The sequence below is a fragment of the Providencia alcalifaciens genome (assembly GCF_020271745.1).
Lineage (GTDB): Bacteria > Pseudomonadota > Gammaproteobacteria > Enterobacterales > Enterobacteriaceae > Providencia > Providencia alcalifaciens_B.
The window spans coordinates 2297062-2323663 of the sequence record NZ_CP084296.1; the positions used below are offsets into that span (position 1 = coordinate 2297062).

General features: G+C 41.6%; 22 protein-coding genes. 12 read left to right on the forward strand and 10 right to left on the reverse strand.

Translation table 11 applies throughout. The features are described from left to right. Positions 1 to 53 precede the first annotated feature (53 nt). The 9 genes from LDO51_RS10495 to LDO51_RS10535 all read right to left on the reverse strand — a co-directional run bounded on the left by LDO51_RS10495 (position 54) and on the right by LDO51_RS10535 (position 10399). Positions 54 to 1415 (reverse strand): MFS transporter, encoded by a 1362-nt coding sequence (locus LDO51_RS10495; RefSeq protein WP_225574525.1) that lies wholly within the window; start codon positions 1413 to 1415, stop codon positions 54 to 56. Positions 1416 to 1792: 377 nt separating this feature from the next. Further along, positions 1793 to 2680 carry a heme o synthase gene (gene cyoE, locus LDO51_RS10500; protein WP_036953887.1) on the reverse strand — a complete coding sequence of 296 codons (888 nt, stop codon included), beginning with the start codon at positions 2678 to 2680 and terminating at the stop codon, positions 1793 to 1795. Between the two features lie 12 nt (positions 2681 to 2692). Beyond that, positions 2693 to 3025 (reverse strand): cytochrome o ubiquinol oxidase subunit IV, encoded by a 333-nt coding sequence (locus tag LDO51_RS10505; RefSeq protein ID WP_225574526.1) that lies wholly within the window; start codon positions 3023 to 3025, stop codon positions 2693 to 2695. After that, positions 3026 to 3640: a cytochrome o ubiquinol oxidase subunit III gene (locus tag LDO51_RS10510; RefSeq protein ID WP_225574527.1), complete on the reverse strand. Its 615-nt coding sequence runs from the start codon at positions 3638 to 3640 to the stop codon at positions 3026 to 3028. Further along, a complete protein-coding gene (cyoB, locus tag LDO51_RS10515; RefSeq protein ID WP_225574528.1) occupies positions 3630 to 5621 on the reverse strand; it encodes a cytochrome o ubiquinol oxidase subunit I in 1992 nt (663 codons plus the stop codon). The genes LDO51_RS10510 and cyoB overlap by 11 nt, the downstream gene beginning before the upstream one ends. 4 nt (positions 5622 to 5625) lie before the next feature. Next, positions 5626 to 6618, reverse strand: a complete 993-nt coding sequence (cyoA, locus tag LDO51_RS10520; RefSeq protein ID WP_225574529.1) for a cytochrome o ubiquinol oxidase subunit II — start codon at positions 6616 to 6618, stop codon at positions 5626 to 5628. 426 nt (positions 6619 to 7044) lie between these two features. Further along, positions 7045 to 7818 carry an outer membrane protein OmpK gene (locus LDO51_RS10525; RefSeq protein WP_225574530.1) on the reverse strand — a complete coding sequence of 258 codons (774 nt, stop codon included), beginning with the start codon at positions 7816 to 7818 and terminating at the stop codon, positions 7045 to 7047. Positions 7819 to 8094: 276 nt separating this feature from the next. Next, the gene (ampG, locus tag LDO51_RS10530; protein ID WP_225574531.1) at positions 8095 to 9621 is read right to left on the reverse strand and encodes a muropeptide MFS transporter AmpG; all 1527 of its coding nucleotides are present in this window, start codon (positions 9619 to 9621) and stop codon (positions 8095 to 8097) included. A gap of 196 nt (positions 9622 to 9817) precedes the next feature. Then, complete coding sequence (locus LDO51_RS10535; protein ID WP_225574532.1) at positions 9818 to 10399, reverse strand: YajG family lipoprotein; 582 nt, start codon at positions 10397 to 10399, stop codon at positions 9818 to 9820. A 266-nt stretch (positions 10400 to 10665) separates the two neighbouring features. Here LDO51_RS10535 and bolA point away from each other — a divergent pair, with 266 nt between their 5' ends. The 9 genes from bolA (at position 10666) to LDO51_RS10580 (ending at position 21545) form a co-directional block, all read left to right on the forward strand. After that, complete coding sequence (gene bolA / locus LDO51_RS10540; RefSeq protein WP_225574533.1) at positions 10666 to 11004, forward strand: transcriptional regulator BolA; 339 nt, start codon at positions 10666 to 10668, stop codon at positions 11002 to 11004. A gap of 340 nt (positions 11005 to 11344) precedes the next feature. After that, positions 11345 to 12649, forward strand: coding sequence for a trigger factor (gene tig / locus LDO51_RS10545; protein WP_225574534.1), 1305 nt, complete (start codon positions 11345 to 11347; stop codon positions 12647 to 12649). Positions 12650 to 13132: 483 nt separating this feature from the next. Beyond that, the gene (gene clpP / locus LDO51_RS10550; protein ID WP_225574535.1) at positions 13133 to 13753 is read left to right on the forward strand and encodes an ATP-dependent Clp endopeptidase proteolytic subunit ClpP; all 621 of its coding nucleotides are present in this window, start codon (positions 13133 to 13135) and stop codon (positions 13751 to 13753) included. 117 nt (positions 13754 to 13870) lie between these two features. After that, positions 13871 to 15148: an ATP-dependent protease ATP-binding subunit ClpX gene (gene clpX, locus LDO51_RS10555; protein WP_006657220.1), complete on the forward strand. Its 1278-nt coding sequence runs from the start codon at positions 13871 to 13873 to the stop codon at positions 15146 to 15148. A gap of 233 nt (positions 15149 to 15381) precedes the next feature. After that, the gene (lon, locus tag LDO51_RS10560; RefSeq protein ID WP_225574536.1) at positions 15382 to 17811 is read left to right on the forward strand and encodes an endopeptidase La; all 2430 of its coding nucleotides are present in this window, start codon (positions 15382 to 15384) and stop codon (positions 17809 to 17811) included. A 238-nt stretch (positions 17812 to 18049) separates the two neighbouring features. Continuing rightward, positions 18050 to 18325 carry a nucleoid-associated protein HU-beta gene (gene hupB / locus LDO51_RS10565; RefSeq protein ID WP_181478026.1) on the forward strand — a complete coding sequence of 92 codons (276 nt, stop codon included), beginning with the start codon at positions 18050 to 18052 and terminating at the stop codon, positions 18323 to 18325. Positions 18326 to 18498: 173 nt separating this feature from the next. Continuing rightward, positions 18499 to 20367, forward strand: coding sequence for a peptidylprolyl isomerase (ppiD, locus tag LDO51_RS10570; protein WP_225574537.1), 1869 nt, complete (start codon positions 18499 to 18501; stop codon positions 20365 to 20367). Between the two features lie 163 nt (positions 20368 to 20530). Beyond that, positions 20531 to 20902 carry a ComEA family DNA-binding protein gene (locus LDO51_RS10575; RefSeq protein WP_225574538.1) on the forward strand — a complete coding sequence of 124 codons (372 nt, stop codon included), beginning with the start codon at positions 20531 to 20533 and terminating at the stop codon, positions 20900 to 20902. 214 nt (positions 20903 to 21116) lie between these two features. Then, the gene (locus LDO51_RS10580; RefSeq protein WP_225574539.1) at positions 21117 to 21545 is read left to right on the forward strand and encodes an acyl-CoA thioesterase; all 429 of its coding nucleotides are present in this window, start codon (positions 21117 to 21119) and stop codon (positions 21543 to 21545) included. Positions 21546 to 21582: 37 nt separating this feature from the next. Here the strand turns inward: LDO51_RS10580 and queC are convergent, their stop codons facing one another. After that, a complete protein-coding gene (gene queC, locus LDO51_RS10585) occupies positions 21583 to 22284 on the reverse strand; it encodes a 7-cyano-7-deazaguanine synthase QueC (RefSeq protein ID WP_225574541.1) in 702 nt (233 codons plus the stop codon). A gap of 228 nt (positions 22285 to 22512) precedes the next feature. Here queC and LDO51_RS10590 point away from each other — a divergent pair, with 228 nt between their 5' ends. From LDO51_RS10590 to LDO51_RS10600, 3 genes are all read left to right on the forward strand, one after another. Continuing rightward, the gene (locus LDO51_RS10590) at positions 22513 to 22974 is read left to right on the forward strand and encodes an Lrp/AsnC family transcriptional regulator (RefSeq protein ID WP_006657227.1); all 462 of its coding nucleotides are present in this window, start codon (positions 22513 to 22515) and stop codon (positions 22972 to 22974) included. Between the two features lie 84 nt (positions 22975 to 23058). After that, the gene (locus LDO51_RS10595) at positions 23059 to 24804 is read left to right on the forward strand and encodes a SmdA family multidrug ABC transporter permease/ATP-binding protein (RefSeq protein ID WP_225574542.1); all 1746 of its coding nucleotides are present in this window, start codon (positions 23059 to 23061) and stop codon (positions 24802 to 24804) included. Next, positions 24801 to 26585 carry a SmdB family multidrug efflux ABC transporter permease/ATP-binding protein gene (locus LDO51_RS10600; protein WP_225574543.1) on the forward strand — a complete coding sequence of 595 codons (1785 nt, stop codon included), beginning with the start codon at positions 24801 to 24803 and terminating at the stop codon, positions 26583 to 26585. The genes LDO51_RS10595 and LDO51_RS10600 overlap by 4 nt, the downstream gene beginning before the upstream one ends. Positions 26586 to 26602 lie beyond the last annotated feature (17 nt).

Genomic DNA, 26602 nt, shown 5'->3' on the forward strand with positions numbered 1-26602 from the left:
AAAATAGCCCGCGATGTTGCGGGCTATTTGTTATTTATAAGATTTACGTATGATTAAGCGTGAACAATGGCTTCAAGCTCTGCTCGACTAACCACTTTTTTATCAATCTTGATATAAATACTCATCTCTTCAGCAATCACAACCACATCAAGCACACCGTTTATGGCTTCTAACTGTTCCTGAAGCTTAGTGATGTTTTTAAAGCGATGCGGGAGAACCATACGAATACTGCTGACGTAAGGCGGTTGTTTCATGGTTAAGCTGATAACAAACCAGATAACACAAAGTAGTAATCCGCCGATAAATACGGTGCTGGCGCCTTCAAATTTATACAACCAACCTCCCAGAATTCCGCCTAATGCTACCCCTAGAAATTGACTGGTGGAGTAGACACCCATGGCTGTACCTTTGTATCCGGCAGGGGCTTCTTTACTGATCAGGGACGGCAAAATGGCTTCCATCACGTTAAATGCAATAAAGAACAGTTGGATCCCTAAGAAGATAATCCAAAGCTGATGACCTGATTGCCATAAAACAATTTCCGCCGCCGCTAAGAGTAAAATGCAGAACAGGAAAACCTGTTTCATTTTACGCTGTTTTTCTGCGTAAATAATAAAAGGAAGTACGCAAACAAAGGCAACTAACATGGTAACTAAGTAAGCTTTCCAGTGATCTTTTGCCAAGTAACCGGCATCAGCCATGATCAAGGGGAGGGCGACAAAGCTGGACATTAGCAGTGTATGTAGGCTTAAAATCCCTAGATTCAATTTGAGAAGTTGAGAGTTAAGCAAAACGGCTTTTAAATTGCTTTTAACAAAAGCAGATTCACGGTTTACAACATGGTGAGTGTTATTAGGTACCACAAAGAGAGTAACGAAAATAGCGCCAACGGCTAATAAAGTGATTCCCCAAAATAAACCGCTTAAACCAACGGCATGGGTCACAATCGGTCCTAAAACTAAGGCAATAGCAAACGTTATACCAAAGCTAATACCTAAAAATGCCATCGCTTTTGTACGATTTTGTTCGCGAGTCAAATCCGATAACAAAGCCATAACGGCAGCAGAGATAGCGCCAGCACCTTGTAAAGCTCGACCAATAATAATGCCCCAAATAGAATCGCTTAATGCGGCAATGGCACTGCCAACAATAAATATCAGCAATCCAAAAATAATCAGTGGCTTACGACCAATACGGTCAGACATTAAACCAAAAGGGATTTGAAAAATAGCTTGGCTAAGCCCATAAATACCAATAGCCAAACCAATCAAAAACTCGTTAGCACCCTGTAAGTGCATCCCATAACTGGTGAGGATCGGGAGCACCATAAACATGCCGAGCATGCGAAGGGAGAATACGGATCCTAGCCCCCAAGTGGCTCGGAGTTCTAGGTGGGTCATTTTATTATCGTTCATAAATACTCTTCATAAATACTCTTCATATTTCGAGCTGTAGCTGTGTTGGCCGCGCTCACTAACTCAGGTCACATACTAATGTATGCTCCCTGAGATTAGCTTCACTTGCCGCCTTGCTACAACACGAACTATTTTGAGTATTAACTTTCAATGAGCTTAAATTATTCTTTTTATTTCGGGTTGTAGCTATGCTGGTATTAATTTAAATTTAAATCAATGAGTTAAGTGAATTTGCTATATGACAATGTTGGTTTATTGATAGCAGGCGGCTATTTAACCATAAAAATCATCACAAAAATATTCGCAGACAAAGAAAAACGGCGGGAAGTTTGCACTCCCCGCCGTTTGAACGCATTTATTGTCAATGATGCAATAAATTATCGGACTAACGCTATAACAGTATCGCTTGTAACGGTTGGGTCAACTGACATCATCACACTTAGCGAGGTAATCGCTACGATGGAGAAGATGAACAGCTTACGAGCCCAAACTCGGTCGTCATTTTCGGTTTTGAAACCAGAAATTGCCATACCAAGCCACCATAAGCTAACCGCAGCGCCGACAACCAGATATTTATAGCCCGCGTATCCGCTAATCGCTAACATTAATGTTGCGACCATAAACGCAAGGATATACAAGAAGATATGCGTCTTAGCGACAGATATGCCCTTGATCACCGGTAACACAGGAATGTTCGCGGCTTTATAATCCTTAAAGCGGAAAATTGCGATGGCATATGAGTGCGGCATTTGCCACAAGCTGAATATTAACAGCAGGATTAAGGCTCCAGCGTCAAATTCATTTGTGACAGCACAGTAACCAATAACCGGTGGTGCTGCGCCAGATAGGCTGCCAATCAATGTGCCATATACTGACTTACGCTTCATGTACAGGCTGTATACGCCCACGTACACAATGAAACCAATAAGTGCAAGTAGCATTGCCAGTGCATTGGCTGCTACAAGTAGCAGCACCATACCAGCAATACCTAATGCAGCAGCGTAAATCAGGCTAACTTTCGGGTCAATCAGCCCTTTAACTAAAGGGCGATTCTTGGTTCTTTCCATGATACGGTCAATATCACGGTCGATGTAGTTGTTAAATACACAACCAGAGGCAACGACCAATGATACACCCAGCAAAGTCGCAATAAACAGCGGGTAATCAATTGACCCTTTAGAGGCCAGTAGAAAACCACCGATCACAGAAATCAAATTTCCGAATATAATTCCTGGTTTGGTCACTTGCAGGTATTGCTTAAACATATCGGCAACTCTTTAGTCGAGCATCATATTGATGTTCAGGTTGTACATAATCCACAGAGAGCCAATAACAACGATACCGACGATTAGCATAGTGAACAAGAATGCTACTAGGTTCCAGCGCTCATCTGATGATGTATTCATGTGCAAGAAACAGACTAAATGTACAAGGATTTGTACGACAGCCATTCCAACAACAGTTGCTAGAATAACACCTTGTGAAGCCGTTCCATTCATCACCATCCAGAAAGGGATTACCGTCAGGATAACTGACAGAATAAAGCCAATCAGGTATGTTTTAACGCTACCGTGGCTTGCTCCGGTATGAGCATCTTTTGCATGACTCATTTAAATTGCCCCCAGCAGATAAACAACGGTAAATACACAGATCCAAACCACATCTAAGAAGTGCCAGAATAAGCTCAGGCAGTTCAGACGCGTTTTGTTCACCTCAGTTAGACCACGGCGAGAAATTTGGATCATCATGATAATAATCCAAACTAAACCAGCAGTTACATGCAGACCGTGTGTTGCAACTAAAGCAAAGAAACCAGATAAAAAGCCACTGCGATCAGGACCGAAACCTTCAGCGATGAGTTCATGAAACTCATAAACTTCCATGATTACGAAGCCTAGACCTAATAGGAAAGTCGCAAACAACCATAGGTTGACTGATGCGATTTTACCTTTATGCATGGCAATCATTGCGAAACCATAGGTGATACTACTGACTAGTAGTAAGAAAGTTTCGCCTAATACGAACTTAAGACTGAAGATATCTTTACCTGCAGGGCCGCCAGCCGTTCCATCAGCAAGAACAACATAGGTAGCAAATAAACAAGCAAACAGAATTAAGTCGCTCATGATATACAGCCAGAAACCAAAGACTTTCGTTCCGCCTGCATCATGGTGCCCATGCTCAGCATGGGCTGTATTATGGTTAGTCATTGTATTAGTTGACATCGTTCACACCTGCCTTACGCAATTCTTCAAAGTGCTTATTCTCGATTTGCTCGATTTCAGCCACAGGTACGTAGTAATCAACATCTTCGTCGAAGCTTTTTGCAATCCAAGTCACGATCATTCCACCGAAACCAATAATTGCGAGCCACCAGATGTGCCAGATCATTGCGAAACCAAGAATCAAGCTAAATCCAGCGATAATAACGCCTGCGCCTGTATTTTTTGGCATATGAATTTCTTCATATGAAGTTGGTTTCTTGTAAGCGATACCTTTCTCTTTCATATCCCACCAAGCATCACGTGTTTGAACCGGTGGTTCAATAGCGAAGTTGTAGAATGGAGCCGGAGAAGAAGTTGACCACTCAAGTGTACGTCCACCCCATGGGTCACCGGTTAAATCACGGTTTTCATGACGATCACGGATACTGACAATAATTTGGATAACTTGGCAAGCAATACCCAGAGCAATCAGACCAGCACCACACGCAGCTGCCACTAACATACCGTGGTAAGCAGGGTCGATATTCTGGCTCAGACGACGGGTCATACCCATAAATCCAAGGATATATAACGGCATGAATGCTAAGAAGAAACCAATGATCCATAACCAGAAGGCACGAACACCCCATTTCTCATTTAGTGTGAAGCCGTAAGCTTTCGGGAACCAGTAAGTCATACCTGCGAAGCATCCGAATACCACACCACCGATAATAACGTTATGGAAGTGGGCAATCAGGAACAGGCTATTGTGCAGAACGAAGTTCGCACCTGGAACCGCTAACAGAACACCAGTCATACCACCAACAGAGAAAGTGATGATAAAACCGATAGTCCATAACATCGGTGATTTGAACTCGATACGACCTTGGTACATGGTGAACAGCCAGTTGAAAATCTTAACCCCTGTAGGGATTGCGATAATCATCGTAGCGATACCAAAGAAGGCGTTAACGTTCGCACCTGAACCCATCGTAAAGAAGTGGTGTAACCATACGATGAAGGACATAACGGTGATAACGATGGTTGCCCACACTAATGAGGTATAACCAAATAGACGCTTTTTCGAGAAGGTTGCTGCAATTTCTGAGAACACACCGAACACTGGCAGAACAAGGATATACACCTCAGGGTGACCCCAAGCCCAAATTAGGTTGATGTACATCATCATGTTGCCACCCATATCATTCGTGAAGAAATGGGTACCTAAATAACGGTCTAAAGTCAGCAGGGTGAGTGTTACAGTCAAGATTGGGAATGCTGCAACAATCAGAACGTTGGTACAAAGCGCAGTCCAGCTAAATACAGGCATTTTCATCATTGACATACCCGGCGCACGCATACGGATAATAGTCGCAATAAAGTTAACGCCAGTTAAGAGTGTCCCGATACCAGATATCTGGAGACTCCAAAGCCAGTAATCGACCCCAACCCCAGGGTTGTATTCCAAACCTGATAGTGGTGGATATGCTAACCAACCTGTTTGTGCGAATTCACCTACCCCTAATGAGATGTTGATTAATACAACACCCACTACGAAGAACCAGAAGCTCAGGGAGTTAAGGAATGGGAATGCAACGTCACGGGCACCAATTTGCAGAGGAACAACTAAGTTCATCAGACCAACAACAAATGGAGTTGCCATGAAGAAAATCATGATAACGCCGTGCGCTGTAAAGATCTGGTCATAGTGGTGAGGGTTTAAGAAACCTTCTTGACCCGCTGAAGCCAGCACTTGCTGACCACGCATCATGATAGCATCCGCGAATCCACGGAATAACATCACCATCGCAACGATGATGTACATAATACCAATTTTTTTATGGTCAACAGAGGTTAACCACTCTTTCCACAGCCATTTCCATTTTCCGAAATAGGAGATTGCACCGACTAAGCCAAGTCCACCGAGGACAATGGCAATCAGTGTAACAACGATAATCGGTTCATGAAGTGGAACTGCGTCCAGTGTTAATTTTCCAAACATGCCCTTATTCCTCAGCGCCTGCAGGAGCGTTATGGCTCATATGCATTGATTGACCTGTAGATTCTTGCGCTTGAGCAGTATTGCCCATCTGCATAGAATGATTTGCTTCATTATTAGTATCTACAGGAGCGTGACCTTTATGGTGCTCATGACCAAACTTCATAATGATGTCTTCATAAAGTTTAGGTTTCACGCTAGAGAAGTAGGTAACAGGAACGTTCATGCTAGGTTTAGCAACTTCGTCGAATGCCTGCATCGTATCCATAGTTTTAGGTGATGCTTTTACTTTCTGTACCCACTCATCGAAGCCTTGGCGATCTGCTGTTGCAATAGCATTGAACTTCATATCTGAGAACCCGTGACCGCTATAGCTGGCTGAGAAGCCTTTATAGGTACCTGGTTCGTTAGCGATTAAGTGAAGTTTTGTTTGCATGCCTGCCATCGCGTAGATCTGTCCACCTAAAGATGGGATGAAGAATGAGTTCATCACAGAATCAGACGTGATTTTGAAATTTACAGGAACACCAGTAGGGAATGCGATTTCATTGACTGTAGCAATACCTTGATCTGGATAGATAAAGATCCATTTCCAGTCAGCTGAAATAACTTGAATGGTAACAGGTTCCTGATCACTAACTAATGGCTGATACGGGTCCAGCTCATGAGTCGTCTTCCAAGTGATAGCACCCAGAATAATGATAATAATGATAGGAACTGTCCAGCAGACTAACTCAATTTTGTTAGAGTGAGCCCAGTTAGGACGATAAGTAGCTGACTTATTGGACTCACGATATTTTACAGCGAAGATAAACGCCATAAAAATAACAGGAATCACAACAAGGAGCATCAAGCCGATTGCAATAAGAATCAGCTCTTTTTGTTTTACGCCAACGGCGCCTTTAGGATCCATCAACACCATATCGCAACCACCTAATAATAAGGCTGCTGCAACAAGTGAGATTGCTCCAATGCTTTTTTTGTAGTTCATAAGTCTCATCCACGACCCCAAATGACAAGAATCTAATTGTCGTTTCATCAGTGCGGGCATTTTACGGTAAGGTTGTGCGAGTGTAAATGATTGTAAGGCAAAGAAACGGAAATGTTAGCTTTTTATGTTAATATGATCACATGTAAAGCTTTTGCTTCTAAAAGGTTAAAGTTGCTGCTAATTATAGGTATGTTTTGATAAAACAGTATGAATACTAAATTATCTTGGTAATTTTTCAAAGAAAAATATATACAAAATTGACAAAAAAATATGGAAACTGCTTGGATTGTTAAGAAAGTTAGTAGGGGAAATTACTGATTACATTGCCGATAAAGCCAAATTGATGACTTTACCGGCAAAATAATACAGAAAAATTGTTATATTTTTGAAACTAAAGGAAATATGTTAAAAAAATAAACAATATTTTCGTAGTTACTAGAAGTTATACTTTAATGTATAAATGATTGCATCTTGGTAGAAGTCATCACCTAATTTATTATCAGCATAACGATATTGAACACCCGCAGCTAAATGTGGCGTCGCGTTCCACCAGAAAGCTAATGCGCCGTTCACGCCATCACGACCACCGTTACCATAACGCTCATGACGTGCAAATTCCATTTCATGCCAGTTAGTGATCATGAAATCTTCTTGGAACATTTTGAAGTTGTAACCTGCAACCCAACCAACCACATAGCCGTTATTACCGGAATAATAGGTTTGGTCAACATAGTGCAAAGCCACGAAAGGTTTGAACCACAGATCACCAATCGAGGTGTTATAACCTATACCATACAGTGTGTTGACTTCATGGAAGTTGCCGCCATGTTTGTCACCTGGTAAAGACCAAGTACCATAAACGTGGCCGTATAAGTTGAATCCAGTATCTGCAATATAGACACGAGCTGTTGTTTTCAGCGTATAACGTTGGTTTTTGCCTGGATCTTCATGCTGTTTATTAAATGGGTTTTCAACATCAAAGAAACCATATAATTCACCCCAATTGAAATTAGCGCCACCTTCTAACTCGAAGTAAGCGAAATCTTCCTTATGGGTTGTATTTTTAGATTTATTTTCTGTATGACGGGACCAGTCGAGATAGTTCACGTTGATATCTGCGAAACCATTCTGATACCCAAGAAAATTTTCAGCATTTGCAGTTCCTGCCAATGATGCTAAAGCAGCAGCACAGAGTAGTGTTTTTTTCATAAGACATTATTTTCGTTTATGTATTAATAAAAATTAGTTGTTACGCAAATTTTTAGCTTGTCAACTAACCATCCTCAAACATGTGAGATATTAAGCTTTCATTTTGCAATTAAAAAATATCTTTCAGAGAATGAGTGATGCTGATCACGCTTTTGTCAATCTTTAAACGATATTTGCTAGAGAGATCTAATTTGCGGAAAAAGGAGTGATTCCCCAAATTAATTAGTTTAACTTGGGGCGTCGCGGGCTGGATAGAGAGAGAATCAATCAAAAATATCAGGAAGGTTTATGTTTTATGGTTTTGCGGACAGCGAGGAAGTCGAGGGTTCCACCGACAATAAGGCTGATGGTTCCAATGGCTATACCTATGTTAAATATGAGATTCTGATAAGAAGGGAGCGATAACCACAAGGAAATATGGGAAGTAAACAAGTAAACTTTCACCCCTGCAAATGATGTGATTAGTAAACTAATTAACCAAACCGCCAGTGTAAATACTGCTGCCATTAGTGCATAAACCGCAATTTTATATTCGCGAGGAAAAAACTCTCTGCGTTGAAACTCTCCCGTATCTTGGGTGTATAACAACGAAGTTCGGCAAGCGAGTAGTAATAAAACCCCCGGTACTGCAACGCCGATGGAGATTAAGTAGAACATTGGCCAGCCGTAGGTACTGACAAAAATACTTGCGACAGGACCGATATAAACACGACCGACAGCGGATAATGCTGAAAGCAAGGCAAATTGAGTCGCTGATAAAGACTTATTACATAAGGTCATTAATAAGGCGACAAATGCCGCGGTTCCCATTCCTGAAAAGATATTTTCGAGGAATATAATAGATCCCATGCTAATAATATTTGGTGGTGTTACTGCGAGGAACCAGTAGCCAATATTCGAGCCACCTTGGAGCACACCGAAGACGAATAATGCTTTAAATAGGCTCATATTTTTCATCAGATAACCCCCAAATAGGGCCCCGATGATTGTAGCCGCCATACCAACGGTTTTATTTACTGTACCCACTTCGCTTAAACTAAAGCCAAGAGCATTAAGTAAAAAGTTAGTATTTAGCGCCATAACGAAAGCATCACCCATTTTATAAAAGATGAGAAGCAACAAAATCAGCCATGCATTATTTCGGCTAAAAAATTCGGCAAGTGGCTCATAAATAGCATCTTTTAAAGACGTTGGTGGGGCGGTGTTTTCTTGAGGCTCTTTTGCGAATAAGGTAGCGAAGACCCCAATAAACATCAGACCAGCCATGACTAAGTAAAGCTGTTGCCACGTTAAGAATTTATCAGCAAGCCAAAGTGCTAATCCCCCAGAAACCAACATACTGATGCGATATCCCATGACAGATGTTGCTGCACCAATACCTCGCTCTTCTGCGCTTAGTAAATCTGTTTTATAGGCATCAAAGACAATATCTTGGGATGCGGAACAGAATGCTACAGTGACTGCTAACGCAGCTAACCACCAAAGATGTTCCGACGGGTTCATAAAACTCATGGCGGCAATGCTAATAACAAGCAAAATTTGCGTTGTTAATAACCACCCTCTGCGACGCCCTAAAAATGGGGGGGTATAACGATCCATCATAGGGGACCATAGAAATTTTAAAACGTAGGCTTGACCGACAAGAGAAAAGAAACCGATGGTTTTAATGTCAATTTTTTCAACGGTTAACCAAGCTTGTAATGTTCCCGCGGTTAATGCCAAGGGCAACCCTGAGACGAATCCCAGTAAAATTAAGGTAACATTATTGGGCAGTGTAAATTTGGGCAGTGTAAAACGTGGCATTATTCCCTCATCGCCTGATGCTGGTGTATTACGTTGCGCGAAGAATGGCGCAGTGGAAAGATAAAACAACCCAAGCTATTTGTATTAAAGAAATAACTTGGGTTAGTACTTGGGTTAGTAGGAGAAAGCAGGCTATTTTTTGCTAACCCCCTATGAACCAGAATGATACTAGTATGAAATCATTCTTGACGCGCGATTAATATCGTGAATTTTGTCTGATAAAATCGGCCAGTTCTTGGTCTTTCGCCATATCTGAAATTAAATCACTTAAAGCAAGGTTAATCGCCGCAGCTATTTTTTCATTGGTTGCGCCTAATGCACCTTGGGTATTGTAATTACGGCTATAACTCCGGCTTTTGGTTGAGCCATTTGGCGCGGTAGCATTCACGACAACGCTGGAATTAACCGTAATATTATGGCGTAAACTTCCTTCGCTCACTTGGGTGCTCAATTTGTTTAATTGAACCACTAAGTTGATATTGGCGGGAGAAGTCACCATGAAACCACGAGCGGCCATCTGCTTTTCTACTGCTTCTTGCATTAGATAACGGGGATCGCGAGAGGGATTGAGCACCTCTAAAGTACCATTTCGATTAATTTCAGCCAATGAGCGATTTGTACGGTTATCAACGCTACTTACACTAATTGAAGTCGCATTGAGCGTCGGGTTTTTGGCTGGTAATGCAATTTTAGGTTCGAGGGACAGCGTATTAGACGGCGCAGTACAGCCCGCTAATAGAAATAACGCAAAAAGTGGAAAACACAGTTTTCTTAACATAATTCTTCCCAGTTCATCTTTCCTAATTGAAAATGTTCCGTTATGGTTCGGGGTGCAACAACGCACACTATTAGACAACAGTTTGAGAAAAAAATTCGCATAATAAATGTGCAGTCGATGAACATTTTGCATTCTCAGACCATAGTTTCAACAATGTAGATGCTATTATCCGCTATTTCTATAATAAGAAGATAGTTGCCAGCAGAATGATTGAGTGATTTTTTTCAAATATGCTGTAGCGTTTTTTAATTAATTTAGGAGTCTTTATGGACGCCAATATGCCACAAACTATGCAGTCTCGCGTGAGTGAAAAGCTACAGTCTGCATTTGAACCTGAACACATGGAGGTGATTAATGAAAGTCATCAACATAATGTGTTACCTGGTTCAGAGAGCCATTTCAAAGTGGTTTTAGTCAGTGATAAATTTGAAAACAAACGTATGATTGGTCGTCACCGTGAAATCTATGCTATTTTGGCTGACGAGCTTGCAGGTGGGATCCATGCTTTAGCATTACACACTTATACGCCGAAAGAGTGGAATGAATTAGCGAGTACAGTGCTAAAATCACCTGCTTGTCGTGGTGTTGGTGGTGTGAATCGCTAATCAAACGCCTTGATGACATATGAATATCAATAGTATGTTTATAGAGGTGGCTGTAAGTGAGTGTTTTTCCCTCAATTTGAGAGAGGAAAATGAATTTTTAGTCAGAAAAGTCACAAATAAAGAGGAATGATCGCTTCTTTTATCGGCTTTTCTCGACTCAGGGCGCATGCATCGGTATAATGCTGCGTCTAATTTTCAGTAAGGTTTCGGGACGCTTCTGATATCAGGGATGACCGTTATGAAAGTAACGCCCCCGGTTCTGGAAGGGAGATTGCCATTATGATTTAATGGCATAACTCTGGAGTAGACCGATCACTAAGATTTATTTTGAGGTAAGAAGATGCAAGTTTCTGTTGAAACGACTCAAGGCCTTGGGCGTCGTGTAACAATCACCGTTCCTGCCACTGATATTGAAAAAGCGCTGAATAGCGAGCTGGTTAACGTTGCTAAGAAAGTCCGTGTTGATGGTTTCCGTAAAGGGAAAGTACCAATGCACATCGTTAAACAACGTTACGGTGCGTCTGTAATGCAAGACGTTCTGGGCGATGTTATGCAACGTAACTTTATCAATGCAATCATTGAACAAAAAATCAATCCAGCTGGCGCACCAAGCTACAAGCCAGAAATGTTCGAAGACGGTAAAGACTTCGTTTACGCGGTTGAGTTCGAAGTGTACCCAGAAATCGAATTAAAAGGTTTTGAAACTATCGAAGTTGAAAAACCAGCTGTAACTGTGAAAGACGAAGACCTCAACGACATGCTGGAAACTCTGCGTAAGCAACAAGCACAGTGGAAAGAAGTTGAAGATGCAGCGGCTGCGGATTCACGTATCACTATTAACTTCACAGGTTCTATCGACGGTGAAGAATTCGAAGGTGGTAAAGCTGAAGACTTCGCACTGGTTATGGGTGAAGGCCGTATGATCCCAGGCTTCGAAGAAGGCGTTGTTGGTCATAAAGCTGGTGAAGAATTCGATATCGAAGTTAACTTCCCAGAAGATTACCATGCAGAAAACCTGAAAGGTAAAGCGGCTAAATTCGCAATCGTTCTAAAGAAAGTTGAGCAGCGTGAACTGCCAGAATTTACTGAAGAGTTCGTTAAGCGTTTCGGTATTGCTGACGGTTCAGTAGACGGTCTGCGTGCAGAAGTTCGTAAAAACATGGAACGTGAGCTGAAAAATGCAGTTCGTAACCGTGTTAAAGCGCAAGTTCTGGAAGGTCTGGTTAACGCTAACGAAATCGAAGTCCCAGCAGCAGTTGTTGATGGTGAAATCGATGTTCTGCGTCGTCAAGCTGCACAGCGTTTTGGTGGCAACGAAAAACAAGCGATGGAATTACCACGTGAACTGTTCGAAGAACAAGCTAAACGTCGCGTAATTGTTGGTTTGCTGTTAGGCGAAGTTATCCGTACTAACGAGCTGAAAGCTGACGAAGATCGCGTTAAAGCGCTGATCGAAGACATGGCTTCTGCTTACGAAGATCCATCAGAAGTTATCGAATACTACAGCAAAAATGAAGAGCTGATGAACAGTGTTCGTAACTTAGCGTTAGAAGAGCAAGCTGTAGAAACTATTCTGGCAGCGGCTAAAGTAACTGAAAAAGAAACTAACTTTACTGAGCTGATGAACCAAGTTCAAGCTGGTTAATTTTTCTTTTTAGCAGTACAAAGTAAAACCCGTGGTGTTTCACTGCGGGTTTTTTGTCAATTAGCGTCGTAATATTTAGACTTTGTGCAAATCATCTTGAAAATTACATTTAAACCCTAATTATAATAAGAGTTATCAAGATATTGTTTGCTGGATGATAAGGGTATTTTTGTGTGGAGCGTGGTTTTCAACAGCATAAAACCGTGTAACGAGATAGACTTGTGTTAAACTCTTTAACAGAGCGTCTTGCCTATCGCAGTGTTTTCAACTGTATTCTGGCTTAATTCTTTAGCTGCTTTTTAACCAAAATTTAAAAAAGTGACTAAAATAATGAAGTAAGCGAAGAGCATAAGCAGGCAGACACAACTAACTTCGAAAGAGTGTTTTTTTAGAAATATTGTTTGTAGCACGATCCCTGCCCAAAATGGCGGACAGACAGCAAATTAGGCGCAAGCACCAGAAAGTTTTTAATAGGAGATTTCGATGTCACATTTTGGCGGTCAGGAGCAGTTAGCATCCCAAATGGCACTAGTGCCAATGGTTATCGAGCAAACCTCTCGAGGTGAGCGCTCATATGATATTTATTCACGTCTATTAAAAGAACGTATTATCTTCCTGACAGGTCAGGTGGAAGATCATATGGCGAACTTAATTGTCGCTCAAATGCTATTTCTTGAAGCAGAAAACCCAGAGAAAGATATTCAACTTTATATCAACTCACCTGGTGGAGTGATCACTGCAGGAATGTCAATCTATGACACCATGCAATTTATTAAACCTGATGTTAGCACTATCTGTATGGGGCAAGCGTGCTCAATGGGTGCGTTCTTATTAACCGCAGGTACAAAAGGTAAGCGTTTCTGCTTGCCAAACTCTCGTGTCATGATCCACCAACCATTAGGTGGCTATCAAGGACAAGCGACAGACATTGAAATTCACGCTCAAGAAATTTTGAAAGTGAAATCGCGTATGAATGAATTGATGGCTCAACATACAGGTAAAACCATCGAAGAAATTAGCCGCGACACAGAGCGTGACCGTTTCTTATCAGCAAATGAAGCCAAAGAATATGGTCTGGTTGATAATATTTATACCAGCCGTTAATTTGCGAATATTTTGATATAATTAATTTATATCCAAAAGGTTTTGAAAATTTCTTGCCTTGTTTTACTGCGGAAGTTAGATAAAACAAGGCATTATAAATATAAGTGAGGTCTACTGATGACAGATAAACGCAAAGAAGGGGCAGGTAAATTACTGTACTGTTCTTTCTGCGGAAAAAGTCAGCATGAAGTACGTAAGCTGATTGCCGGTCCGTCAGTCTATATTTGTGATGAATGCGTGGATTTATGCCTCGACATCATTCGTGAAGAGATAAAAGAACTTGCTCCGCATCGCGAGCGTAGTGAATTGCCAACTCCCCACGAAATCAGACAGCATCTTGACGACTACGTTATTGGTCAAGAAAAAGCGAAAAAAGTGTTAGCGGTTGCTGTTTATAACCACTACAAACGCCTACGCAATGGTGATAAAACCAGCGATGGTGTTGAATTAGGCAAAAGTAACATTCTGCTAATTGGCCCGACGGGTAGTGGTAAAACGTTATTAGCGGAAACGTTAGCTCGCTATTTAGATGTGCCATTCACTATGGCGGATGCGACCACATTAACTGAAGCGGGTTACGTGGGTGAAGACGTTGAAAATATCATCCAGAAGCTGCTACAAAAATGTGATTATGATGTTGAGAAAGCTCAACGTGGTATCGTCTATATCGATGAAATTGATAAAATTTCTCGTAAATCTGATAACCCATCCATCACCCGTGATGTATCAGGTGAGGGGGTGCAACAAGCATTACTGAAACTGATTGAAGGCACTGTAGCTGCGGTTCCGCCGCAAGGTGGTCGTAAGCATCCGCAACAAGAGTTCTTACAGGTTGATACCTCGAAAATTCTGTTTATCTGTGGTGGTGCATTTGCAGGGTTGGATAAGGTTATTGGCCAACGTCTGAATACTCGTTCAGGGATTGGCTTTGCTGCGCAAGTTAAAGGGGAATCTGAGAAGGCAACTGAAGGTGAATTACTCACTCAAGCGGAGCCTGAAGATCTCATTAAATTTGGTTTGATTCCTGAGTTTATCGGTCGTTTACCTGTGGTTGCCACATTGACTGAACTGAGTGAAGAAGCACTGATTCAGATCTTAAAAGAGCCGAAAAACGCATTGACTAAACAGTACCAAGCCCTGTTTAACCTCGAAGGTACTGAATTAGAGTTTCGTGAAGAGGCATTAACGGCGATAGCGAAAAAAGCGATGGCACGTAAAACAGGTGCTCGTGGCTTACGTTCAATCGTCGAAGCAGCTCTACTTAATACCATGTACGATCTACCTTCAATGAGTGATGTTGAAAAAGTAGTTGTAGATGAAAATGTGATTAATGAACAGTCAGAACCGCTGTTAATCTACAGCAAACCGGATGCCCAAGCTTCTGGCGATAATTAACTTCTCGTCTGTGTTCAATAAGTAATCAAACAAAATGAGGGGGAACCCTCATTTTGTTTTTTATGTTTAACTAACCATTGAATGCTAAAATCTTGTCCCCATATAGTTTATATTCTTAGTTGTGGTTTCCTTATTTTGAAAGAGCACTGTTTATATCGCAGTGTTTTACAAGAATTTTTTCTGTTATAAGCAGAAACCCTTAACTGGCGTGTGCTAAACGAAGAGAGAGCTTTATGAATCCAGAGCGTTCCGAACGCATTGAAATACCAGTATTGCCTCTGCGTGATGTAGTGGTGTACCCACATATGGTGATCCCACTGTTTGTTGGACGTGAAAAATCCATTCACAGTCTGGAAGCAGCAATGGATCATGATAAGCAAGTGATGCTGGTTGCGCAAAAAGAAGCCTCAACCGATGAGCCTGGGGTGAATGATTTATTTACTGTTGGGACAATTGCATCTGTGATCCAGATGCTGAAACTACCTGACGGTACCGTTAAAGTACTCGTTGAAGGACTACGTCGTGCCCGCATTACTAGCCTGACTGATAATGGCGAGTATTTCTTAGCACAAGCTGAATATTTAGCGAATGATAGTGCGAAAGAAGCTATCTACGATGACGAGTCAAAAGAGTCTAGCACTACGGAATTGGTTGACGAAAAAGAGCAAGAAGTTTTATATCGCACTATTGTTAGCCAGTTCGAAAGCTACATCAAACTGAACAAAAAAATTCCACCTGAAGTTTTGACTTCACTGCATGCTATTGAGCAAGACCAGCTAGATAAACTGGCTGATACGATTGCTTCACACATGCCGTTAAAACTGGCAGATAAGCAGCGCGTTTTAGAAATGGCAAACATTGCTGAGCGTGTTGAGTTCCTGATGGCAATGATGGAATCAGAAACTGAACTACTGCAAGTTGAAAAACGCATTCGCAACCGCGTGAAAAAACAGATGGAAAAAAGCCAGCGCGAGTACTATTTGAATGAGCAAATGAAAGCGATTCAAAAAGAACTTGGCGAAATGGATGATGCTCCAGATGAAAACGAATCGCTGAAACGCAAAATCGAAGAAGCGAAAATGCCAAAAGAGGCGCAAGAAAAAGCCGAAGCTGAATTGCAGAAGCTGAAAATGATGTCTCCAATGTCAGCGGAAGCGACTGTGGTTCGTAGCTACATTGATTGGATGGTTCAGGTTCCGTGGCATAAGCGCAGCAAAGTCAAAAAAGATTTAGTGAAAGCGCAAGAAGTGCTCGACACAGACCACTATGGTTTAGAGCGCGTTAAAGACCGTATCCTTGAATACCTCGCGGTTCAAAGCCGTGTCAGTAAAATCAAAGGGCCAATCTTATGCTTAGTTGGGCCTCCAGGGGTTGGTAAAACGTCACTGGGACAATCTATCGCGAAAGCAACAGGGCGTGAATATACCCGTATGGCTCTTGGTGGGGTTCGTGACGAAGCGGAAATTCGTGGTCACCGCCGTACTTATATTGGTTCAATGCCGGGTAAACTTATCCAGAAAATGGCGAAAGTTGGGGTTAAAAACCCACTGTTTTTACTGGATGAAATCGACAAAATGTCTTCAGATATGCGAGGGGACCCTGCATCAGCACTGTTAGAAGTGTTAGATCCAGAGCAAAACGTTGCATTCAACGACCATTATCTGGAAGTTGATTATGATCTGTCTGACGTAATGTTTGTGGCAACATCGAACTCGATGAATATTCCGGCTCCATTGTTAGACCGTATGGAAGTGATCCGTCTGTCTGGTTATACCGAAGACGAAAAACTGAATATTGCGAAGAGACATCTATTATCCAAGCAAATCGAGCGTAACGCCTTGAAAAAAGGTGAGTTATCTATCGATGATGGCGCAATTATGAGCATCATTCGTTACTACACTCGTGAAGCCGGCGTGCGTAGTTTAGAGCGTGAAATTTCTAAGCTGTGTCGTAAAGCGGTGAAAGCGCTGCTGATGGATAAAAAACTGAAGCATATTGAAATCACGGCAGATAATCTAAAAGACTACTTAGGTGTTCGTCGCTTTGATTATGGTCATGCGGATACGGAAAACCGTGTAGGGCAAGTCACTGGTTTAGCATGGACTGAAGTTGGTGGTGACTTACTTACCATCGAAACTGCCTGTGTACCGGGTAAAGGTAAGCTAACTTACACCGGTTCTCTGGGTGAAGTCATGCAAGAGTCAATTCAAACAGCATTGACTGTGGTACGTGCTCGTGCAGAAAAACTGGGTATTAACGGTGACTTCTATGAAAAACGTGATATCCACGTTCACGTACCAGAAGGCGCAACCCCGAAAGATGGCCCAAGTGCAGGTATCGCAATGTCAACGGCACTGGTTTCTTGCTTAACGGGCAACCCTGTCAAAGCGGATGTAGCGATGACCGGTGAAATTACATTACGTGGGTTAGTATTACCCATTGGCGGGCTGAAAGAAAAGTTACTGGCAGCTCATCGTGGTGGTATTAAAACGGTTCTTATCCCTGATGATAACAAACGTGATTTAGAAGAAATCCCTCAGAATGTGATTGCTGATTTGCAAATCCATCCTGTTAAGACAATTGAAGAAGTCCTCTCATTAGCATTAGTCAATCCTCCTTTTGGGGCTGAAGTGGTCCAAAAGAAAGCTAAAAGAGTGAGCTGAATCAAGAAGTTTGTATAAAATTAAGGCTGACAACTAATTTAGGGCTTGTCAGCCTTTTTTTTCGTCGCTACTTTAGCGAAGATTCTGATAATGGTTAGCGTGCTATCTGTTTTCTTGCCATTAATATTTAGGATTGATATAACGGCTGCATCGTTAATTAACTATACTTAGTAATGTTAACTATACTGTAGTTGGTTAATTAACCGATAAAGTCAAAACTAATATGGGGATGATAATAGTGAATAAGTCTCAACTGATTGAAAAAATCGCTGCAGAAGCAAATATTTCTAAAGCAGCAGCAGGTCGCGTAGTCGACGCTTTCGTTGCTTCTGTAACGAAGTCTCTGAGCAAAGGTGATGATGTTACTTTAGTTGGTTTTGGTACTTTTAATGTACGTCAACGCGCAGCACGTACAGGTCGTAACCCGCAGACAGGTAAAGAAATTAAAATTGCTGCGGCAAAAGTTCCTGCATTCCGTGCAGGTAAAGGTCTTAAAGACGCTGTTAACGGTTAATTGAGTTTAGTTTCGTCTTTCACGCATTTTTGCGAAAACTCAAACTGACGTAATGTCTTTAATCAGCTAATATATAAGCGCGCCATGGAAATGGTGCGCTTTTTTTTCTATCTGAGTTAAAATTAGCGTAATATTAAGAAATTCAACAAAGCAAAGCGGAGTTAAGCCTTTTTATGATGGAAGATCTACGCACGAAGGCGAACAGTCCTTTTATTAAAGTGTTGTTAGCTATTATTATCTTGTCATTCGTGCTGACAGGTGTTGCTGGCTATGTGATTGGTGGCTCAAATAATAATGCTGCTGAAGTCAATGGACAGCCAATAAGCAAGGAACAATTACAGCAAGCTTTCCAGCAAGAGCGCCAGTCATTACAAGATTACTTAGGAGATAAATTCTCTGAAGTTGCAAGTAATGACAACTACATGAAAGAGCTGCGTACCCAAGCTTTGAATAACTTAATCAATAATCAGTTGATTAATCAATACGCTAATGAGTTACAACTCTCTGCTAGCGACCAACAAATTGAGCAAGCTATTTTTGCTATGCAAATTTTCCAAACGAATGGGAATTTTGATAGTGAAAAATACCGCGAAATTTTAAAACGTTACAATATTAATGCAGATGATTTTGCGGCACAAATTCGCCAAGATTTAGTTCGCGCGCAATTAGGTAAATCGTTCACCGGAACAGAATTTGCACTGCCTTCAGAAGTAAAAGCGTATGCAGAACTGTTTATGCAAGAGCGTGAAGTCCGCACGGCAAGCTTGTCGTTAGCTGCGCTAGAAGCTAAACAAACTGTTTCTGAAGATGAATTAAAAGCGTATTACGCGGCAAATCAAAACAGCTTCATTTCACCTGAACAAGTTCAAGTAAGCTATGTAGAAATGGATGCGGCATCTATGCCAAAAGCATCCGTGACGGCTGAAGAAGTGAAAGCTTATTATGATGAAAATCTAAAGAATTTCACGAAAGCGGAACAAAAGCTGTATAGCATGATTCAAGTGGCATCAGAAAAAGATGCGCAAGCTATAGAAGCCGAGCTGAAAGGTGGTGCTGATTTCGCAACTTTAGCCACAGAAAAATCTACAGATAAATTCAGTGCAGGCAACAAAGGCGTGATTGGTTGGATGGAAGCAACTTCTACACCAAGCGAAATTATCAGTGCAAATTTAACCGAGAAGGGTCAAGTTTCAGCACCGATCAAAGTTCAAGATAATTATGTTTTATTCCGTTTAGATGACGTTAAGCCAGAAGCGATTAAGCCTTTTGATGATGTTAAATCGAGTCTTGAAACTAGCTTAATCCAAGATAAAAGCGTCAAACAATTTTACGATTTACAACAGAAAGTGAGTGAAGCTGCGACTAATGACAATGAATCATTAGCATCAGTAGAAAGCATTTCTGGCTTGAAAGTTGCAACTACTGGTTGGTTTGATCGTCAAAACCCACCAGCACAACTGAATTTCCCGAAAGTCATTAACGAAGTTTTCAGCGACCGTTTAGTCGATAAAAAAGGCGCAACAGGTATCAACTCTGACGTGATAAACGTTGAAGGGGATCGTGCATTTGTCCTGCGTGTGACAGATTATAAAGCGGAATCAACAGAGCCATTCGAAACAGTAAAAGCGGATATCGAAGCATTAGTTAAGCGTCAGAAAGCGTCTGCACAATTAAAAGCGAATGGTGAAAAATTACTGGCAGAGTTACAAGCAGGTAAAGGTGATGAAGCATTGAAAGCTGCAGACACTCAGTTTGGTGCTGTTCAAACAGTTTCATTCCTGGCACCTGCAACGGATGTGACTGACGTTGCGATGAAGATGACTCCGCCAACTGACGGTAAACCAACTTATGCAATCGCTTATGACCAAAAAGATAATTTGTTAATTGTTCAATTAGATAAAGTGACTTTAGGCCAGCCAACTGCTGATGAGCTGAGCCAGTTATCTAACGAATATCGTGGTGCAATGAGCTCAGCGGTGAATGAAGCATTAATGCTGAATTTACGCGCGAATGCAAAAATTGAAGTGCAAAGCTTAGAATAAGTTATTTGCATGGAATAATTGCGAAGCGCTTCGCAACTAAGATTGTAATATCTGTAATAAAAGGCCACCCATTGGGTGGCCTTTCGCATTGTATAAAGCGAAGAAAAGTTTTTGGAAAAATTCTCTGGCATTGTGATGTCTCAATACACATAGGAGAACAATGATGAAATGGAATAAAAGCATTAAACAAGGACTAGGGACAGCGTTAATGATGGCAATGTTATGCCCTTTATCTGCATTTGCAGCAGTCAAAAAAGCAGAAACTGAAAAACCAGTAGCAACGATAGTGCAGCCTCAAAATAGTGATGAAGTAAAAAATGTGGTGAGTTTAGCATCCCCAGACCAAGTGAATATTAATCAAGCCACTGCTGAGGAATTAGCGAGGAAACTCAATGGGATTGGTAAACAGAAAGCTCAGGCTATTGTGGAATATCGAGAAAAATACGGCACTTTTAATACCGTGGAAAATATCCTAGAAGTACAGGGAATTGGCCCTGCATTTTTAGAGAAAAATCGTAATAAACTCGTCCTATAAGTAAAAATAGCCCACTTTCAACGTGGGCTATTTTTTAGGAAATAGAAAGTGGCGTTATGAGATTAAAAACAAATTATGGGTAATACTTGTGCTATGAAATTTGATTTAACGCGCGAATATGAGAGCCAAGTCTGATTAGTGATATTTTTTAAGCAGCTCTTTCAAATATTTGTTATTTTTATGTTATCAAATAATTCAACTGGTCGGAGTAGTTATGGCGATACACATAAAAGTGCTCGGTTATCACATTGATGTCTTTCAGCATGTCAATAACGCTCGGTACTTAGAGTTTTATGAAGCGGATAGATGGGATTGGATGGGCAAAGATAATCTTATTGAATGGGCTATCCAGCATCGAATCGTTATGGCAGCGGTGAATATTAATGTTAACTATTTCCAAGCAGTCGGGTTGGGCGATGAGCTAACCGTTATTTCACGAATGGATAAAATTGGCGTGAAGAGTGCTGTTTGTTACCAACAAATTATTCGCCATCGTAATGGCATAGATGAAGTGGTATCTGATGCGTACGTCACGTTTGTCTTCATTGATGGTAAAGCCAATAAAGCCATGGTGATTGAGGATGAACTTCGCGAAAAAATTGAGTCACTGAAAAACAAAACAGATGCTTTTATCGAAGTATAGCCAACCAGGAAACACGAATCATGGCTGGCTTTTAGAATTACTTCATTGCATTGAGTTGTTTGAGTAATGAATCCATAACGGCATGTTTATTATTGAGGTAATAATTCAAGCCTTTACTGCGTAAATGGCATGCGGCGCATTCGGAACAGCCATCACCTGGAATACCATTGTAGCAAGTGAGAGTTTGAGTGCGGATAGTCTCAAGGTGCCCATAGTAGTCAGCAAGAGCCCATGTTTGTGCTTTGTCTAACCACATAAGTGGTGTTTCGAAGCGAATATCTTTTGCTAGGCCTAGGCTAACCGCATGATTGAGCGCTTTGACAAACTCATCACGGCAATCAGGGTAACCTGAAAAGTCGGTTTCACAGACACCGGTGATCACTGCTTCTGCTTGTACTTGGTATGCATAGATAGCGGCGAGTGTTAGGAATAGAATATTACGTCCGGGTACAAAAGTACTTGGTAACCCGCTGGCTTCGCTTTCTTCATAGTCAGGAACCGGAATGTTATCACGGGTTAAGCTACTAACCGCTAACTCATTGAGTAGGGTGACATCGAGAACTTTATGCGCTTTTGCCCCTAATTGTTGGCTAAGCTTTTGTGCAATATCGATTTCTAAGTGGTGGCGCTGACCATAATCAAAGGTGACACAATGAACCTCATCATAATGTTTGAGTGCTTGAATTAGGCAGGTTGTTGAGTCTTGTCCTCCGCTGAAGACAACAACAGCACGTTTCATGAGTCTCTCCTAAGATTAAATAATGAGGATATTAATTTAGCTCTATGTTAACGAGCCAAGAGGGGAATGAACAGTCTGTTTTTGTACCTCAGCCTCTAAATTAAGCAATTTATGCTATGTTTCGGTTATTTATGCAAATTTATTCTACAATACTAGCAATTCGTAACAGCTTTATTATTTCATCATGATAGAATTTTGCTGATAACAGGATTTGTTCAGGGGCTCAACATGCTGGATAAAATAGATAAAAAATTACTTGGCTTATTACAAAATGACAGCAGTTTATCATTAAACTCATTAGCAGAAGCCGTCAATTTAACCTCGACACCATGCTGGAAGCGACTCAAACGGTTAGAAGACGAAGGATATATTCGAGGACGAGTCACGCTATTAGATGGCGAAAAACTGGGATTGGGATTGACGGTGATTGTCATGATCAAAACCCAACAACATAATAGCGAATGGTATGCGCAATTTGTTTCATTTGTGGAAAAACTGCCGGAAGTTTTAGTGTTTTATCGCATGGCCGGTGAGTATGACTATCTGATGCAAGTCGAAGTTCATGATATGAAATCCTATGATCTATTTTATAAGAAATTGGTCAATGGCGTTCATGGTTTAATTGATGTAACCTCCAGTTTTGCAATGGAAAAAATTAAATATACAACCGTGTTGCCAATCCCTGACTAATCAACAAGTCATATATTAGCGGAAGAGCACAAAGTTTCTAATAATAAAGTAAGCAGTCTCTAACATCATTCAAGGCAGTAATACGTGCGATTATTTTCACAGTTACGTTGGTATTTTATAAGCGAATGGCGTCGCTATGTTGGCGCTATTTGTTTTCTTGTGGTCATTGCTATTTTACAAATTATCCCACCACGCTTTGTGGGTGTGATAGTGGATGGTATTAGTAAAGGATCGATGACTAATCAACAACTTGTGACGTACGTATTATCCATGCTCGGAATTGCTTTAACCGTTTATGGGTTACGCTATGTTTGGCGTTTATGGCTATTTGGCGCTTCCTACAAATTGGCCGTCCGGTTAAGACAACAAATTTATCAGCAGCTTAGCTTACAAAATCAGCCATTTTATTTGAAATATCGCACGGGAGACCTCATCGCTCGTACCACGAATGATGTGGATCGTGTGGTATTTGCCGCAGGCGAAGGCGTCTTAACTCTTGTTGACTCCTTAGTGATGGGATGTGCCGTCCTGATCATGATGAGTATCGAAATAAGTTGGCAGCTCACACTCCTGGCATTGATCCCTATGCCCATTATGGCACTAGTCATTAAACGTTATGGTGACCAGCTTCATCACCGCTTTAAACATGCTCAAGGTGCTTTCTCATCGTTAAATAACCATGCACAAGAGAGCCTAACCAGTATTAGAATGATCAAAGCATTTGGTCTTGAAGCCCATCAATCCAATCAATTTGAGCAAGTTGCTACTGAGGCTGGACGCAGGAATATGCATGTAGCGAAGATTGATGCTCGTTTTGACCCAACTATTTTTATGGCGATTGGAATGGCAAACTTATTAGCCATCGCGGGTGGAAGCTGGATGGTGTTGAATGACACATTAACCCTTGGAGAGCTCACCAGCTTTGTTATGTATTTAGGGCTGATGATCTGGCCGATGCTAGCCCTTGCATGGATGTTTAACATTGTTGAACGAGGAAGTGCAGCGTATAGCCGGATTTTAAGCTTATTAGACGAGCCATTAGCGATTAAAGATGGTAGCCAAAGTTTACTTGCGGAAAAAGGCGAGTTAAACGTCAATATCAGAACATTTTCGTATCCCGAAACTCAGCGCCATGCTTTGCATGATATCCAGTTCAACGTAAAACCAGGGAGCTTCCTTGGGTTATGTGGGCCAACGGGATCTGGGAAATCCACATTAATTACTGTGCTACAACGCCATTTTGATGTGAATGAAGGTGAGATTATTTATCAAAATAAATCACTGACAGATATTCGACTCGATGAGTGGCGGGCAAGGTTATCAATAGTGAATCAGTCTCCATTCCTATTTTCTGATTCGGTCGCAAACAATATCGCTCTTGGGCAGCCAAATGCAACAATGGAGCAAATAGAAGAAGCGGCTCGAGTTGCTTGTGTACATGAAGACATTTTACGTCTACCGGAAGGGTATCAAACCCAAGTGGGAGAGCGCGGTGTGATGCTCTCTGGTGGGCAAAAACAGCGAATTTCCATTGCACGGGCGATTTTACAAAATGCTGAAATTCTTGTTTTGGATGATGCGTTATCTGCAGTTGATGGGCAGACAGAGCACACCATATTGCAGAATTTGTCTCGTTGGAGACAGGGAAGAACGTTGATCATTAGCGCCCATCGTCTATCAGCTTTAGTGGATGCTGATAATATTCTTGTGCTATATCATGGTGGCATAGTTGCCAAAGGCACTCATAAAGTACTTTCCCAGCAATCTGGTTGGTACAGCGATATGTATCATTATCAGCAAATTGAAGCCGCTTTGGACGGTGATTTATGAGCCAGAGAAAGCCGCTTTGGCCTGCATTAAAACGCTTATTATCATACGGTAAACCTTACCGCGGTACCATGGGGGTGGCAATTGTTATGCTATGGTTGGCTGCTGCCGCAGAAGTTAGTGGGCCATTACTGATTAGCTACTTTATTGACAATATGGTGGCGAAAAAACAGATTATTATGCCACTGACGTTGTATATGGTGATTGGATTTATTGCGCTGCAAATCATTGCTGCGCTTCTTCACTACCATCAAAAAATTCTGTTTAATCAAGCCTCTGTTGGCGTGGTGCAAAATCTACGAACAGATGTGATGAATGCGGCTCTGCGCCAGCCATTAAGTGCTTTTGATAAGCAACCAGTTGGGCAAATTATTTCTCGTGTCACCAACGACACAGAAGTGATCAAAGATCTGTTTGTCATGGTTGTACCAACTATCTTTCGCAGTTTGGCATTAATTTGTGCCATGCTCGTCGCCATGTTTTCTTTAGAGTGGCGAATGGCATCCATTGCGGTGCTCATTTTCCCTGCGGTTTTGATCGTAATGCTGATTTATCAGCGGCTTAGTACACCAATTGTACGCCGTGTTCGGGCGTATTTGGCAGATATTAATAATGGTTTCAATGAAGTCATTAATGGTATGACGGTTATCCAGCAATTTTTACAGCAAGCCAGATTTGGCAAAAAAATGTTGGAAGCAAGTGAAGACCACTATCATTCCCGAATGAAAGCATTGAAGTTAGATGGGTTACTACTCAGGCCACTACTGAGTTTGTTCTCTGCCTGTGTGCTATGTGGGCTATTGTTACTATTTGGATTTGACGGTACCAGCACTGTTGGTGTCGGGGTTCTGTATGTTTTCATTAACTATTTAGGTCGTTTAAACGAGCCGTTAATCGAGCTGACATCTCAGCAGTCCATGTTGCAGCAAGCGGTTGTATCCGGTGAACGTGTTTTTGAGTTGATGGATAGTCCACAACAAGGCTATGGCGAAAATGTTGCGCCATTACAGGGCGGGGCAATTGAGATCAAACACCTCTCTTTTGCTTATCGAGATGATAAAAAAGTCCTTGATGATATTAATTTATCCGTTCCAGAACATCATTTCGTGGCACTCGTTGGGCACACAGGAAGTGGAAAAAGTACCATTGCAAACTTAGTCATGGGGTATTACCCATGGCAGGAAGGGGAAATTTTACTGGATGGACGGGATTTAAATTCACTTTCCCATCAAGTATTACGAAATGGTATTGCTATGGTTCAGCAGGATCCTGTGGTACTCGCTGCTTCATTCTTTGATAACGTGGCACTAGGACGCGATGTTTCTCAAGAAAAAGTGTGGGAAGTCCTTGAAACCGTACAATTAGCTCAGCATGTTCGTGAATTGCCAGATGGATTGGATTCATTGTTAGGTGAGCAAGGAAACACTTTATCCGTTGGGCAACGACAGTTATTGGCGATGGCGCGGGTGCTCGTCGTAACACCGAAAATTCTGATATTGGATGAAGCGACCGCGAATATAGACTCTGGCACTGAGCAGGCCATCCAAAAGGCGTTACGAGTTATTCGTCGAAACACTACGCTGGTGGTAATCGCTCATCGCTTATCAACGATTGTGGATGCTGATCAAGTTGTTGTTCTTCATAGAGGAATGATCGTTGAGCAAGGAAATCATGCTGAACTTCTCCAGCAGGAAGGACGCTATTACCAGATGTATCAATTACAACAAGTGGGCGAGTCATTGAATTCTCGTGATGAAGCCGTAGCGGAAGCATTATTAGATTAGTTAGTGCTTACTGACAT